Below are 13,458 nucleotides of genomic sequence, written 5' to 3'. Positions count from 1 at the left end.
TTCACAGCGATCGCCATCTCAAAAATATATTATTCTTCGTTACTAATGAAACTACCTGTAGCATCACTCAATGGCTAACGAATCCTCAACCATCGTTCAAAAACTTTGGAATTACTGCAACGTCCTCCGCGATGACGGCGTTATCTACAGTGACTATATAGAATAGCTTACTTATTTGCTGTTCCTGAAGATGGTTGAAGAACAAAACCAACTTCCTCCACCTTTGGGCAAACGTTCCACTATACCCTCAGAATACAGTTGGTCAGCACTGCGATCGCAAGATGGTGATACTTTAGAAACCCAGTACCGCCACACTTTAGAAAACCTGGGTAAAGAAAAAGGACTATTGGGCGTTATCTTCCGCAAATCACAAAACAAAATTCAAGACCCCGCCAAACTCAAGCGATTGGTAGAACTCATCAACTCAGAAACTTGGATTGGTTTAGATATCGGAACCTCTATCTACTAGTCTTGAATCATGAAAAACAAGATCCCCGACAACTTTTACGAAGTCAGGGATCTATATAGCACGTCTGTGCGCCTATGATTTTGCGATCGCTATACAGGAAATCCTTCTAATCTCGAGCTCTCTTCACGCCGCATCAACCTGTCTAGTTTCAGAATCCGCGCATTGCAACTGTTGTGTACTCTCTTGTACTAAAATTGCTGTTGCATCTAAATTAGGTTTTGGTAGATACTTCATTTCCCAGACTTTGAGCAAAATCAGGTATTCGTAGAATGCCTGCAATGTACACCAAGCGACTCCAGCGCGTCCATCTAAACATCCGCCTAAGATAAAATACATATATATAAACCGTAGCAACGGTCTGGCGGGCAAACGCAAAGACAAATCTTTCAGGGCACGCCGTCTTTCGACTTCCGATTTACCAAAGAATAAATCTTGCCAGTTAACCTTTCCCTGTTCTAGCTGATACAATGTTTCTTGAGCTTCATCCGTAGAATAACGGTTGTGCTTGTCAATCCAGCGGCTCAAACCTTTGCTGCAAGTGTAGTGTGGGTATGTTTCTTTTAAAAAGCTAGTTGCACCTTCACAAACTTCTCGCTCAGTATGACCGTAGTCTGTAAACCACACTTTCCCGTGGCGGAAGAGTCGCATTTGGTAACGGGGATACTGTGTGCTGTAGCGAATCCAACGATTCATGAACATGACGCGTTCAGCCACGTAGTAACCGATGTAATCTGGATTCTGACTTGCCTTTTCGCATTCCGCAAACAGTTCTGGTGTCATACGCTCGTCAGCCTCGAGAATGTAAACCCATTGATGCTTCGGGGGAATAGACTCTAACATCCAGGTGCGTTGGCGTCCGTGGCTTTCAAAAGCGTGTTGGACGACGCGGATGGGATAGCGACTGGCGATTTCCATAGTGCGATCGCTACTGCATGAATCCACAACAATGATGTCATCTGATAACATCGCCGATTCGATACAAGCAGCAATATCTAGTTCTTCGTTATATGTCAGTATGTAAATTGAGAACATTACTCAAGATTTATAGCGATTTTACTCAGTGATAATTGTCTTTTTATTGTTATTAGCTATTAGCCGCATGGCAGTATAATCCTTCAATAATTTTTGGATACGTCTTACTGCCATGCCAATAGTGGATTAGCGTGCGGCAGCTCTAGGTTTACCACCTTGTACAGCACCCCTACCTCTTAAGCCTGTCCAGCCGATGATAATGTAACCAATGGACAATAGCAAACTGCTAATACCAATCCGCAGTCCAGACTTCCAAGCAGTATCTTTAGCTTGTTTGAGTGCTTCGTCTCGGCGCTGGCGAAGTTGGCTCAGTTGTTGAGTTTGCAGCGTTTGAATATCTGTTTGTTGTTCGATAGCTTTGTCAAGTACTTGGGGATTTGTTTTAGCCTTCTTCAGTAACTCTTTTATATTTGCAGGAATTTGAGGGCTTTCAATTGCTTGCTTATATTTTTGGTCATCTTTGAGGATTTCACTAAACTGAGCTTTGGTTTGGTTTCGCAGCTGATCTAGTTGCGCTTTTCCTTGATCAGTATTCAATTGTGCTTGCAATTGCGATAACCGAGTGTTCAGTTGATTTTCTGCTTGGTCTGCTTCTTGGGTGATTCGGTTGAGTGTTTGAGTCTTGGCTTGATTGACGTTATTTAGGTGCAGGGGAAAAATCAGCAAGAACATCAACCCTAAAATACTGGAGATAATCGCGGCAGGAAATCTTAAATCGATGCCTTGGGGGCGATCGCTTGCTGCATCAGCATTCTCAATCCAATAGGCAGCAAATAGAAGCCCCAAACCGACTAGAGGAACAATTCCTCGATCGACGAGCGCGGTTCCCAAATTGATTTGCCATACCCGATCGGTGGGTTGAAAGGGTAACAACAGAATCAAAAAGTCAACGAAAAAGGACAAAATGCAGATTATTCCAACTACCTTAAGTGTGAGAGCAGTACTCACGGAAGTAAAACGGTTAACCATAGTTTTTCAAACTGGTGGTGAATACGAGTGATTTTCATATTTCAAGCTACTTGAATATTGTGCCCATGACTATGACTATTGTGTAAAAACACAAAGCAGATTCAATATTGGTAAAGGCTATCTGCCTCTTGGTTTTCAACTAGGCCACAGTAACATTTGTTATCTACAGTGTCTTCAGGAAATTCCTGGTATTTTAAGATACGAAGTTGATGTGGGGCTGGAGCAGACTCATTAATTACCCAATCTCCCCGATCGCAGTTCTCAATCGGTGGTAATATAGACCTTTCGTAGGGCACCACAGATGTGCATCGGTGTCAACTTAAATCGAAACCTTTGCGAAGACGCTGTCTCGACTTATTGCCCGATTTGAGTCAGGAAGCAATTCTTACCAAAAGCAATTGAATTTATACTTAGTCGAGATTTTTGCGAATATAGCAATCCTATCTGATTTGTGAAAATTCTCGGTGTCCAGATCCCCGACTTCGTAAAAGTTGTCGGGGATCTAACTTTTCACGAATGATTTAGGATTGCTATATCTCACTTGTTATACTTACAGTAGTTTTCTTTTGCATGAAGTACAAAGCTACGGGTTTTGAGCCAGGAGGTAGAAACTCTTTATATTTGATGCGTGAGTCCTGCATTTTGTACCTCAGTTACTTACAAACTTCTGTATTTATACTGTTTTTTGCTAATTCCTAAAAAAATGAGCAAACCGGAAATAATAACTAACAATCAGGTGTGAACTTTACTCGAATCAGTTCGTCGATGATTTTTGTTAGCAAAGAGAGTGAATTTGAAGGAGTCAGACTCTGAAAGGCTTTGAATTCAAAGGTGTTGAAAAACTTATTGGCCCAATAGCCGCGCTTCTCGGCTTTGTGTATTTGTTGCAATGGTATATTGGAGACTTGCGATCGCCTTCCGATCCCATCTTTGAAAGTAAACAGCCGCCTTTGGTGATGAAACAGGGCGACCCTTATATCCGCGCTTTAATGCGAACCATCTCGGCAAGTGAGGCTAGTGGAAATCGTCCCTATTCGCTGTTATACGGTGGACAGCAAGTCAACGACCTCAGCCGACATCCTGAGATATGCGTCACAATTGTTACAGGTCCCAACACAGGTAATTGTTCTACTGCTGCTGGCAGATATCAAATTATTAACATTACTTGGTATCGTTTAGCCCCTCGTTATCACCCAAAGCCGATGCAGATGATGTTTTGGACTACTTATAGTTTTGAAGCAGAATATCAAGATGTAGTAGTTTACCGTTGGTTAAATGATTCTAAAGTTTGGGGAATTAATATTTCGCAACTGTTGCGTCAAGGAAAGTTAAATGATGTATTGCGGCGACTCTCTCCCACTTGGACAAGTCTAGGATATGGCATAGAGACTAATTCTGTTAGTAACTCTTTGCCTAAAGTTTATCAGAAAATGTTGCAAGAAGAATTAAGCGCAGCTAAACAACCAACAGCCCCAAATTTGCCACCATCCCCTACTCCTTCTAGCAAGGCAGTAAAAAAGTAGTAAGATTATCCTAATTTTTAACTTGCTGCGGACAAAAAACTTTTGATATTTTTCACAAATGCCAAAGTATTTTCAAAGTGGATATTGTGTCCAGCATTACTAATTATTTTTATCTGAGCAAATTCACATATTTTAGCCATTTCTGTATTAATAGATATAAATTTTTGGTCGTATTCACCGACTAGTAAAAGCATGGTAATTGTATTGCATTGTAGCTTTTCCCATAAGGAAGGTTGACATCCAGTACCCATAAAGCGCAGAGATTTATCTAATTCCTGTGGATTATTTTGCAACCGACTTTCTATCATGCGATCGTATTCTGGATGATTTGTTATATAACCAAAAATCGGCTGATTATACCAATTTGATAGAAAAGCAGCAAAATCATTTTTTTCAAAAATTCTTGTTAATTTTCTACCTATTTGTGTATCAAGTTTAATCCGTTCTAATCGTTCTGGTGCTGTTGGTAAACCTGGAGAAGCTGACTCTAGCACAACTTTATGAAAACGTTCTGGAAAATGCAGGGTTAGGTATAAAGCCAATCTTCCACCCATTGAATAACCAACTAAAAAGCACTTAGCAATTTTTAACTCATCCAGTAAGTTGATTAAAGCATGAGCAGTGTTTGCCATTGTATAGTATTCCTCCTCACCCAAAACTTGAGTTTTGCCGTGTCCTGGGAGGTCAAGTGTTAAATAAGAAAATTCGTTAAATAGTAATTTTATGGCTTCATCAAATTCATCAATGTTACCCATGAAGCCATGCAAAAAAAGAATTAGTGGTTTATCTAAAGTTCCAATTAAAGAATAATGAAATTGATAGTTTTTTAGGATCATAGTCTAGCTAAAACCTTCGTCATTCCACAGCATATTATCTGATGAAAAAAGTTTTTACCTTGTTCACTTTTTCTACGACTAAACGAGGGCAAGTCTATAAAATAGGTTGTCTACAAGTTCTCAATATGATGTTGCCGGGGTGAATGTCACAATGCACTATTAAATTTTGATATATCGCTGCTAGTGCATCAGCAATTTTGCAAATGTCTTGTACATTATTTTTTTAATTTTTAAGGTAAAAATCGATCTAAAGCAGCTTTTAACTGTTTAATTTCAATGTCAATATTACCCTCTTGTGCAGCTCTACCAATACACTCAGTTAAATGTTCATCCAAAACAATTCGTGCTACCCGATCTAATGCGCCTCGCACTGCGGCAATTTGCAGTAGAACATCAGGACAAGGGGCACTTTGCTGCACCATTGACTTAATACCTCGAACATGTCCTTCTATACGCGATAATCGATTGACAATTCGCCGTAAAGACTCTTCACTATGGATATGAGGATGAGCTGACTCTCCAGTTCCATGAGTACGATCTGTATGCTCGTGGTCTGTATCGTGATGGTGGGAATGTTCTACTTGCTGGGATGTTGGCAAGGATTCCTTACCTAATCGGTTTGATCCATTCATAGGCTATCAAAAGACTTGTATTACTAAGATCCTAGTCTAGTACTCGACCAACCCAAAATTTCTGGGTGAAGGTGGGCCCCATTCACCCTAACTTTACTACTGACGTTTGGCTCTTTCTTGAGGAATAATCTCCGTTACTACCCTACCGCTAGAATTGCCACCTTTGACAAGAATATTTTCTGTTTGCAGATTACCAACTGCTGTTTCACCCACAAAATTTAATGGTGGGTCAATTTGTCGATAAACAACATTTCCCTGAGCTTCAACTAACTTATTATCTAAATACCAAGTTAGTGTATTGGATCTTAGAGACTGGCGACGCTGACCAACGGCGTTGACATTACCTGTTAAATAAACGGTTTTTTGTGGTATTTTCATTTCACCTTGATTAGCTGTCACTGTAACATTTTCGGCACGCTGGAACATTCGCGTCGGTGAGTTTGTGGTGACAGTTTCTGCGTTCATGTTCCAGGTCATAGAGTTACTAGCTATTTGCAATGGTGGGTCTAGTAATTCTAGTTGAGCATTTTTTTGGACAGTGGCAATTTTTGTTTTTAAGTTGACTTCGGCAGAATTTCCCTTACCGCGATCGCTAATTTTATTATCTTTGTAGCGATCAATTTCTAGGGGGCGATCGCCAATCAGTTTTTCTTCTTTAATATTCCAGATTAAATGTTCAGTTCTCACTTGCATCTGGGGATCAATAGAATTTGCTACTACTCCTCCAGAAAATTCCATCCGCTGTTCGCGGGTTTTAACTCGCACTTCCTGCGCTACTGCTTGTAGTTTTTTATGGGTGCCGTTAATCTTGTTACGAACAATTAACAAATCTTCTTTAGGACGCCATTCTAATTCATTACCTTGCAACACAATTCCATTATTAGGATCTGTGGCAAATATCTTACCTTTTAGAAACAACTGCTTTCCATCTTGGTCAATGTCTGCTACATCTGCCTTAATTTGGTAAACAATTTTACCATCTTGATATAGTTCACCATAAGGACTTTCAGCCTGACCAATTTGTTTTTCTTTGGTGTATTTTGCGGTTTTAGCCCTGACTTTCCAAATTGGTCTTCCCACTTCATCTGCTTGTTCTAGGGTGACATCAAAGAAAGTCAAATTACTATCTCGATCGGATGAATCCGCAGTGTTTTGTTGGGAAGCTGGGGGGGATTTGCCCCCGCAGGCAACTAAACCAAATACCAATAAAAAGGTCAAAGGTAAAACAAGAAAGGAGGGAGTGGAGGAGAAATTTGGAATTTTTCTCTTTCCCCATCTCCCTCTTTTATGAAATTGATACGCCATTATTCTTGGATTTCTAGGTGTCCATCACTAGTTCTGGGGTCTTCCAAAAAACCGATCCCAGATAACGGTCGGTATGGATAGCTTTGGCGAGGGGTTTTTTGAATATCTTCTTTGATGGCTTCTAAATCAATGTAGCGATCGCTTACATTAATTAAGCTGTCGCTGGTCATCGAACGCAAGCTCACTACTTCTACCCGCACGCCACGATAGCTGACTGAATTTACTGCATAAGCCAAATCCCCATCACCGCTAACTAAAACTGCGGTATCATAAGAATCTACTAGTGCCATCATGTCTACTGCTATTTCTACATCCAGGTTAGCTTTTTTCGAGCCATCTGGTAGTTGGACTAAATCCTTAGCAATGACTCGATAGCCATTGCGACGCATCCACAGCAGAAATCCCTGTTGCTTCTCGTTTGTCCGGTCTACACCAGTGTAGAAAAAAGAACGCAGTAATCTAGAACCTCCTGTTAATCGACATAATAACTTCGTGTAATCTATTTCAATCCCTAGTTGCAGTGCAGCATAAAATAAATTTGAGCCATCAATAAATATGGCGACCCTACCCCGATTCTCCAAAACTTGTTCTGGCGTAAATATTGAATCGTTTTCCAAATTATTCAACATCATTGTGATACCTCAATTTTTATCTCTGTTATTTTTGATACAAATTCCAACTTTTAGATGCTAGTCACAGCGGCTTATGAAAATGTTCCGCGGCTAATTTAAATTGAGCCACGATAAATTTTGTGAGAAAATAAAAAAATTGAACAAAATCAGAGTTTGATAAGGACTAATCGTTTTTCGGGGGTTCTATTCGCTTAAAAATCGGTTGGGGTGTACCCAACTGTTGTTTGCTCGATAGTAGCCCCCATTTAGCATGGATGGCAAAAGGAGCATTAACTGAACTTTGTTTTTGATCGTTAAAATTTATTCCAAAGCCCAGCTGCTGATAAATATCGCTACTAATGTTCGGAATAATTGGGGATAGCAGATAAGCTGCTAGTCTAACTGATTCTAGAACTGCGTAGAGAACCTTTTCCACTGACTCCTGCTGTCCCTGTTTATATAATGTCCAAGGAGCTTGTTCATCAATAAACTTATTACTGGCTTGCGCCAATGAAAGGATGGCCTCGCAGGCTTGACTGAAGGCTAGCTCTTTATATGCATGTTTTACATGTTCCCCTAGACGTAAGCCAATTTTTTTTAAAGGATTTTCGTCAGGAATTCCTTCATTGCCGATTGATGGTACTTTATTCTCAGCACAGTATTTTTTCACCATGCTCAAAGTGCGATTGAGCAAATTACCTAAATCATTTGCCAAATCTGCATTCAGAACATTAATGAACCTAACTTCATTAAAATCTCCATCCTTGCCAAATTCGATTTCCTTAAGGAAGTAATAACGAACGGCATCACTACCATAGCTTTTAACTAATGCCACAGGATCAAGGGTGTTACCCAGACTTTTGCCCATCTTGAGACCATCTTTGGTCAAAAAGCCATGCCCAAAGACTCTCTCTGGCAAGGGTAAGCCAGCTGATAAGAGCATTGCTGGCCAGTAAACTGCATGAAAGCGCAGAATATCTTTACCAATTAGGTGCAGGTCTATTGGCCACCATGTTTCTAAAGCATTTGCTAAAGTTGGTTCTGCATCTGGTTCTAGTAATGCTGTGACATAACCCAGCAGGGCATCAAACCAGACATAGAGGGTGTGCTTGGGATCGATTGGTATGTGAAAACCCCAATCTAAATTAACTCGTGAAATAGAAAAGTCTTGCAGTCCTTGATTGACAAAGCTGAGGACTTCGTTGCGCCGACTTTCTGGTTGAATAAAATCCGGTTTAGATTGATAAAATTCTGTCAGCTTAGTTTGATATTTGGATAAGCGAAAAAAATAGTTTTGTTCGTCTCGCCACTCCACTTCTTTGTTAGTATGAATTGGACAACGGTGGCCTTCTAGCAGATCCCGTTCTTCTTTGAATTCTTCGCAGGATACACAGTACCAGCCTTGTTGTTGTCCTTGGTAAATATCACCAGATTCCCAGACTCGCTCAAAGAATTCTTTAACGATCGCTTGATGACGAGCCGCAGTAGTCCGACTAAAGCGATCGTATTGAATGTCTAATAATTGCCATAAACTCACGAAACTAGGGACAATTTCATCACAAAATTCTTGTGGCGCTTTCCCTAAACTTTCTGCCGATCGCTGAATTTTTTGCCCATGTTCATCTGTACCTGTAATTAGTAATACTTGATGTCCCAGTAGCCTCTGAAATCGCGCCACTACATCGGCTGCGATCGTCGTGTAAGCACTGCCTATATGAGGGACATCGTTTACATAATATAGGGGTGTGGTCAGCGCAAATGTCAATTCTTTTTTATTCACTAGATTCATACAAAATAAAAATTAACTTATTAAAACGTTTTACATCTTAGCTTTTGGCGGCAAAGCCACGCAATTATACAACATGATTACCATTTTTTTCGATAATATCTTCAATACTAGCAAATTTATCTGGTCAAAAATTGTTTGGTAATATGCATCAATTAAACTCATTTTTACCTAAAAGTGGAAATTAACTAATCATAATTTTTTTCAATAGTTTCTATTAAATATTCTTGTGTTCAAGAATACATAATTGAGAACCCAGAAAATCTAGTTGCTTTGGTAGATTAGATATTTCTATCTTAAGACGGTCATGGCAATAGTAAAGAAATGTAAAAATTAAATTAAGACAAACTGCCATATTTACCGGAAGATATATTGATTAGGTATGAGTGGAAATAGCCCCCTAGAGATTTCTCGCGCTTTGGTGGCGGCATTCTCAACGCAAATGTTCCGCTATTACGAAGACCGCATTCCCCAAGATGCAAGCGTCTTGGTAGTCAGCAATCACCGCAGCTTTATGGATGCACTGATTTTAATGGCGGCGTTATCAAGTCCGATTCGCTTTGCTTGCCATCACTACATGGGACAAGTACCAGTCATGCGGGAGATTGTCACCGGTCAATTGGGGTGTTTTCCCTTGGAAGAAACTCAAAACCGCCAGCAAAGCTTTTTTTCGCAGTCACAGGTGCTATTGCAGTCCAAGCAAATGGTGGGAGTATTTCCAGAAGGGACTGCACCAATGGTGAAATTTACTCAGCCCAACCAGGTGGGTGAGTTTCAGCGGGGATTTGCCCATTTGGCATTACGAGCCAATGTGCAAGATTTAGCTATTTTGCCGATCGCGATCGCTTCCTTAGAAGAAGTAAACACTAATGGCTTCCCATTAAGACTTTTGAGTGTATTCGACCCTTCAGAACCTTTATTTAAGCAAAGTGGTTGGCATCCTTTGGTAATTTATCGTCGGGTTGCAGTGTTAATCGGTCGTCCTTATTGGATTACGCCCCAACATCAGAAAAAATATCATGGCAAACAGGCCAGAACTGTTGTGGCTGAACTGACAGAACACTGTCACAGCGAAATTAGCAATTTACTGCGTCAAGGTTGCTATTAAAGCTATTCGATTTTGAATTTTGGATTGTCTCCACGACTTTCAGTAGCTTGTTCCGAGACTTTTTTGTTTTTGCTCAAAAGTACCGAAGCTCATAAAAGCAACAATCAGCAGTCCAAAAGTTTTATACCATTGACAAATGACCAATGACAAATGACCAATGACTATCACAGAAGTTGAGCTAAACCCTTGTTTTCTTACTCCTAAACGAGTACAGCCAGAGTATCCGCTATTGGTATATTTGCCAGGAATGGATGGAACTGGTCAACTATTGCGATCGCAAACCGCAGGATTAGAAATTGGCTTTGATGTCCGTTGTTTGGCGCTCCCCCGGAAAGACCTTAACAGTTGGGATGTGCTTACTAAGAGTGTATTGGACTTGATCGACGCCGAATTAGAAAAAAGCTCTCACAGACCAGTTTACCTGTGTGGTGAGTCCTTTGGTGGTTGCTTGGCAATGAAAGTGGCAATCCAAGCACCCCATCTATTTAAGCGAATTATCTTAATTAACCCAGCTTCAGCCTTTCAGCTTCGCCCTTGGTTAAGTTGGGCATCCCAACTAACTTACTTAGTACCATCAGGATTGTATGATGTTGGCGCACTAGGCTTGTTGCCATTTTTAGCATCTTTATCACGCATTTCTCAAAGCGATCGCCACGATTTGCTAAAAACTATGCGTTCTGTCCCGGAAGAAACTGTTCTTTGGCGGTTGTCTTTACTGCGAGAGTTTCATGTTGATGAGGAAAAGTTAAGGCGTTTAACTCAACCAGTTTTGTTGATTGCTGGTGCTAGCGATCGCCTTTTGCCTTCTGTAAGTGAAGTAAACCGGATAGGGAACATCTTACCAAATAACAAGATTGTAGTGTTGCCCAATTGCGGACACGCCTGTTTGCTAGAGCAAGATACTAATCTCTATAAGATTCTTAAGGATAACGACTTTTTAGAAAGGAAAGCTGATATGGGTACGGAGCTAGAGGCGAGAGGATAGGGTAATTAACTTACTATATATCCACCATCTAACTTTCAGCTTCTTTGAGCCACTCTTCATAACCACAAACAAGCAAACGCTGTTTCACCTTGTCAATAGCTTCAGCCTTTGGCACATCAGTTGTTTTCACACGATACACATCATTTAGAACAACGCCATAATGCTTTGTTGTGTAGTGAGCTACAATTTCTGCTAAGTTTCGATCTGACATTTCATCATAAAGCAATGCCAACAATGGTAAATAGTATTGTGTTTCTATTCCATTGGGAAAAGCACACTGAATCAGCTTATAGGTACTCAACAGATAAGGTGCAATAGTAATTTGCATGATTAGTTTCCTCTTAAAGGGCGAGGCAGATGGATATACACATTGAACTTTACACCCTGAGAAAGTGCTGCTCTGACCGCTTTAGCATCTGCTGTCATTGTCACAATTCCTAACTGATTCCCTGTTCCTAGAATGATGATATCATTTGTCCCCAAACTCCTAGTCGGCTGTAAGTTTAGGGCTACAGTTGAGGGATTGTCAGGTATAATGTTTAATCTTTGCAGTAATCTACTTGATCTCGCCTGTTCTAATACTCCGCCTGACCATTGAATAATATCAGTAACTTCTTTCAACGCTGTTTGAGTAATTACCATTTGTTGCCCTTGTACATATTGTCGTAATTCATAGCGCACAGGTGAGCCTTCAGAAATAAACGCAAACACAGTGCCTGTATCTAGATTGACCATTTCAACGCCATACTCAACGCGATTATTTTATGGGAGTTAGGTCACTTTCGGTAAAAGCGTCATAGGAATTGTTGATCTATAACTTGTACTTGTGGGGAGATGTCAAGCCCCTCAAACTTCGCTACAAGTTTAAACAGAGAGGCTTTACAAGATGGTGGTAAGCAATGGCAGATAAACCCCAAGAAAGAGAAGTAAATAAATTAGTTAATTCACCCAGAAAAACTTCAGAAATAGGAATTCCGGCTCAATCATCAATAGAAAATGAACCGTCTATAGTAGAGTCTTTGATTAAAACTGTTGCTGAGACTGGCCAAGCAGTTTTAGACACAGTAATAGGGGTGGGAGAAGCGACAGCGAAAGAAACACACAAATTCATTGAGCAAACAACTCAAAGCAGCGGTCAGGTTGTAAATCGCCTCAGCGAAAATTGGCTGATTAGAAAACTATCTGGAGTATTAAATCTTAATTGGCTGATTAGCGATACTAACCTTGTTGATTTGGAACAAGCAGAAGCGGCAGTAAACAAACTCAAGAAACAGTATCCAAATGAATCACCCAGCCAGCTTGCTCACCGAATCATGGTAGAAAAAGCAACTAAAGCAGCCACGGTTGGATTAGCTACTAGTTTTTTGCCAGGAATAGCAGTGGCATTGTTGGCAATTGATTTAACCGCAACAACAAAATTGCAGTCAGAAATGCTTTATCAAATTGCATCTGTCTACGGGCTAGATTTAAAAGATCCTGCTCGGAAAGGTGAAATTTTAGCAATTTTTGGGTTGGCTTTGGGTGGAGGGCGTTTGTTGAAAGCTGCGGGGTTAGGCTTGCTGCGAAATGTGCCCTTGGCGGGTGCAGTTATTGGAGCTAGTTCCAATGCAACGATGATCTATTCATTGGGGTATGCTGCTTGTCGATTTTATGAAGCCAAGCTGGATGAATCAACTTCCCTGGCATCGCCACAGACATTGGCAACATTAAAAGCCGAAAGTGAAAAGTATCTAGAAACTGCGATCGCTCAACAAGCCCTCATGGATCAAATCTTAGTTCACATGATCCTAGCTAGTCATCCAGAAAAGACTTGGCAAGAAATTTTACCAGAATTAAAAGCTTTAAACCTCAGTCCCACTTCCTTGGATGCCATTGCCCAAAATATCAAATCGCCCAAGCCTTTAAATGTATTGCTCAATCAACTGAATCGTGACTTTGCCATACCCTTGTTGGCTCAATGTTACAAAATTGCCCAGCTTGATAATCAGATTACAGCACCTGAGCAAAAAATCATAGAAGCGATCGCCAGCAAATTTGACATTGACACAAATAAAATTGGGGCATAGGGCATGGGGCATTGGGCATTGGGCATTGGGCATGGGGCAGGAAATAAAAGAGTGCAGTTCATAGCTTCATTAATGAGTATCAAAGACTCATTAACGGAGTTCTGAGGTGGATTAACGAGTATCAAAGACTCATTAA

The 13,458-nt window shown here is 40.5% G+C and carries 15 protein-coding genes; 5 read left to right on the top strand and 10 right to left on the bottom strand.

Annotation, left to right across the window (positions count from 1 at the left end; translation table 11 throughout):
* Positions 1 to 175 precede the first annotated feature (175 nt).
* The gene (locus RMY63_RS27210) at positions 176 to 469 is read left to right on the top strand and encodes a hypothetical protein (RefSeq protein ID WP_416212555.1); all 294 of its coding nucleotides are present in this window, start codon (positions 176 to 178) and stop codon (positions 467 to 469) included.
* 123 nt (positions 470 to 592) lie between these two features.
* On the opposite strand, the gene RMY63_RS27205 is transcribed toward RMY63_RS27210, so the two are convergent.
* From RMY63_RS27205 to RMY63_RS27195, 3 genes are all read right to left on the bottom strand, one after another.
* Positions 593 to 1,501 carry a glycosyltransferase family 2 protein gene (locus tag RMY63_RS27205; RefSeq protein ID WP_322731685.1) on the bottom strand — a complete coding sequence of 303 codons (909 nt, stop codon included), beginning with the start codon at positions 1,499 to 1,501 and terminating at the stop codon, positions 593 to 595.
* 126 nt (positions 1,502 to 1,627) lie between these two features.
* Complete coding sequence (locus RMY63_RS27200) at positions 1,628 to 2,470, bottom strand: HpsJ family protein (RefSeq protein WP_322731684.1); 843 nt, start codon at positions 2,468 to 2,470, stop codon at positions 1,628 to 1,630.
* 101 nt (positions 2,471 to 2,571) lie between these two features.
* Positions 2,572 to 2,769, bottom strand: coding sequence for a hypothetical protein (locus RMY63_RS27195; protein WP_322731683.1), 198 nt, complete (start codon positions 2,767 to 2,769; stop codon positions 2,572 to 2,574).
* Positions 2,770 to 3,345: 576 nt separating this feature from the next.
* Between RMY63_RS27195 and RMY63_RS27190 the strand changes: the two genes are divergently transcribed.
* The gene (locus tag RMY63_RS27190) at positions 3,346 to 3,993 is read left to right on the top strand and encodes a glycoside hydrolase family protein (RefSeq protein ID WP_322731682.1); all 648 of its coding nucleotides are present in this window, start codon (positions 3,346 to 3,348) and stop codon (positions 3,991 to 3,993) included.
* A gap of 17 nt (positions 3,994 to 4,010) precedes the next feature.
* Here the strand turns inward: RMY63_RS27190 and menH are convergent, their stop codons facing one another.
* The 5 genes from menH to metG form a co-directional block, all read right to left on the bottom strand.
* A complete protein-coding gene (menH, locus tag RMY63_RS27185) occupies positions 4,011 to 4,829 on the bottom strand; it encodes a 2-succinyl-6-hydroxy-2,4-cyclohexadiene-1-carboxylate synthase (RefSeq protein ID WP_322731681.1) in 819 nt (272 codons plus the stop codon).
* Positions 4,830 to 5,059: 230 nt separating this feature from the next.
* Entirely contained in the window at positions 5,060 to 5,461 is a 402-nt protein-coding gene (locus RMY63_RS27180; RefSeq protein ID WP_322731680.1) for a metal-sensitive transcriptional regulator, read from the bottom strand.
* Positions 5,462 to 5,557: 96 nt separating this feature from the next.
* On the bottom strand, positions 5,558 to 6,766 hold the full coding sequence (gene lptC, locus RMY63_RS27175; RefSeq protein WP_322731679.1) for an LPS export ABC transporter periplasmic protein LptC: 1,209 nt from the start codon (positions 6,764 to 6,766) through the stop codon (positions 5,558 to 5,560).
* Positions 6,766 to 7,395 carry an NYN domain-containing protein gene (locus tag RMY63_RS27170; RefSeq protein ID WP_094348455.1) on the bottom strand — a complete coding sequence of 210 codons (630 nt, stop codon included), beginning with the start codon at positions 7,393 to 7,395 and terminating at the stop codon, positions 6,766 to 6,768. Before RMY63_RS27170 ends, lptC begins: the two co-directional genes overlap by 1 nt.
* Before the next feature lie 166 nt (positions 7,396 to 7,561).
* Positions 7,562 to 9,166: a methionine--tRNA ligase gene (metG, locus tag RMY63_RS27165; RefSeq protein ID WP_322731678.1), complete on the bottom strand. Its 1,605-nt coding sequence runs from the start codon at positions 9,164 to 9,166 to the stop codon at positions 7,562 to 7,564.
* Positions 9,167 to 9,545: 379 nt separating this feature from the next.
* On the opposite strand from metG, the gene RMY63_RS27160 reads away from it, so the two are divergent.
* Together RMY63_RS27160 and RMY63_RS27155 are read left to right on the top strand one after the other, a co-directional pair.
* A complete protein-coding gene (locus RMY63_RS27160) occupies positions 9,546 to 10,271 on the top strand; it encodes a 1-acyl-sn-glycerol-3-phosphate acyltransferase (RefSeq protein ID WP_322731677.1) in 726 nt (241 codons plus the stop codon).
* 157 nt (positions 10,272 to 10,428) lie between these two features.
* On the top strand, positions 10,429 to 11,256 hold the full coding sequence (locus RMY63_RS27155) for an alpha/beta hydrolase (RefSeq protein ID WP_322731676.1): 828 nt from the start codon (positions 10,429 to 10,431) through the stop codon (positions 11,254 to 11,256).
* Between the two features lie 28 nt (positions 11,257 to 11,284).
* Here RMY63_RS27155 and RMY63_RS27150 read toward each other — a convergent pair whose 3' ends face one another.
* On the bottom strand, positions 11,285 to 11,584 hold the full coding sequence (locus RMY63_RS27150) for a DUF3349 domain-containing protein (protein ID WP_322731675.1): 300 nt from the start codon (positions 11,582 to 11,584) through the stop codon (positions 11,285 to 11,287).
* A 2-nt stretch (positions 11,585 to 11,586) separates the two neighbouring features.
* A complete protein-coding gene (locus RMY63_RS27145) occupies positions 11,587 to 11,991 on the bottom strand; it encodes a DUF1308 domain-containing protein (protein ID WP_322731674.1) in 405 nt (134 codons plus the stop codon).
* A gap of 164 nt (positions 11,992 to 12,155) precedes the next feature.
* On the opposite strand from RMY63_RS27145, the gene RMY63_RS27140 reads away from it, so the two are divergent.
* Positions 12,156 to 13,322: an EcsC family protein gene (locus tag RMY63_RS27140; RefSeq protein WP_322731673.1), complete on the top strand. Its 1,167-nt coding sequence runs from the start codon at positions 12,156 to 12,158 to the stop codon at positions 13,320 to 13,322.
* Positions 13,323 to 13,458 lie beyond the last annotated feature (136 nt).

Origin of the sequence: Nostoc sp. ChiQUE01b, from assembly GCF_034531255.1 — a bacterium.
Lineage (GTDB): Bacteria > Cyanobacteriota > Cyanobacteriia > Cyanobacteriales > Nostocaceae > Nostoc.
The sequence above is the reverse complement of the archived record's forward strand: the minus strand, read 5'-3'. Positions and strand labels throughout refer to the sequence as shown.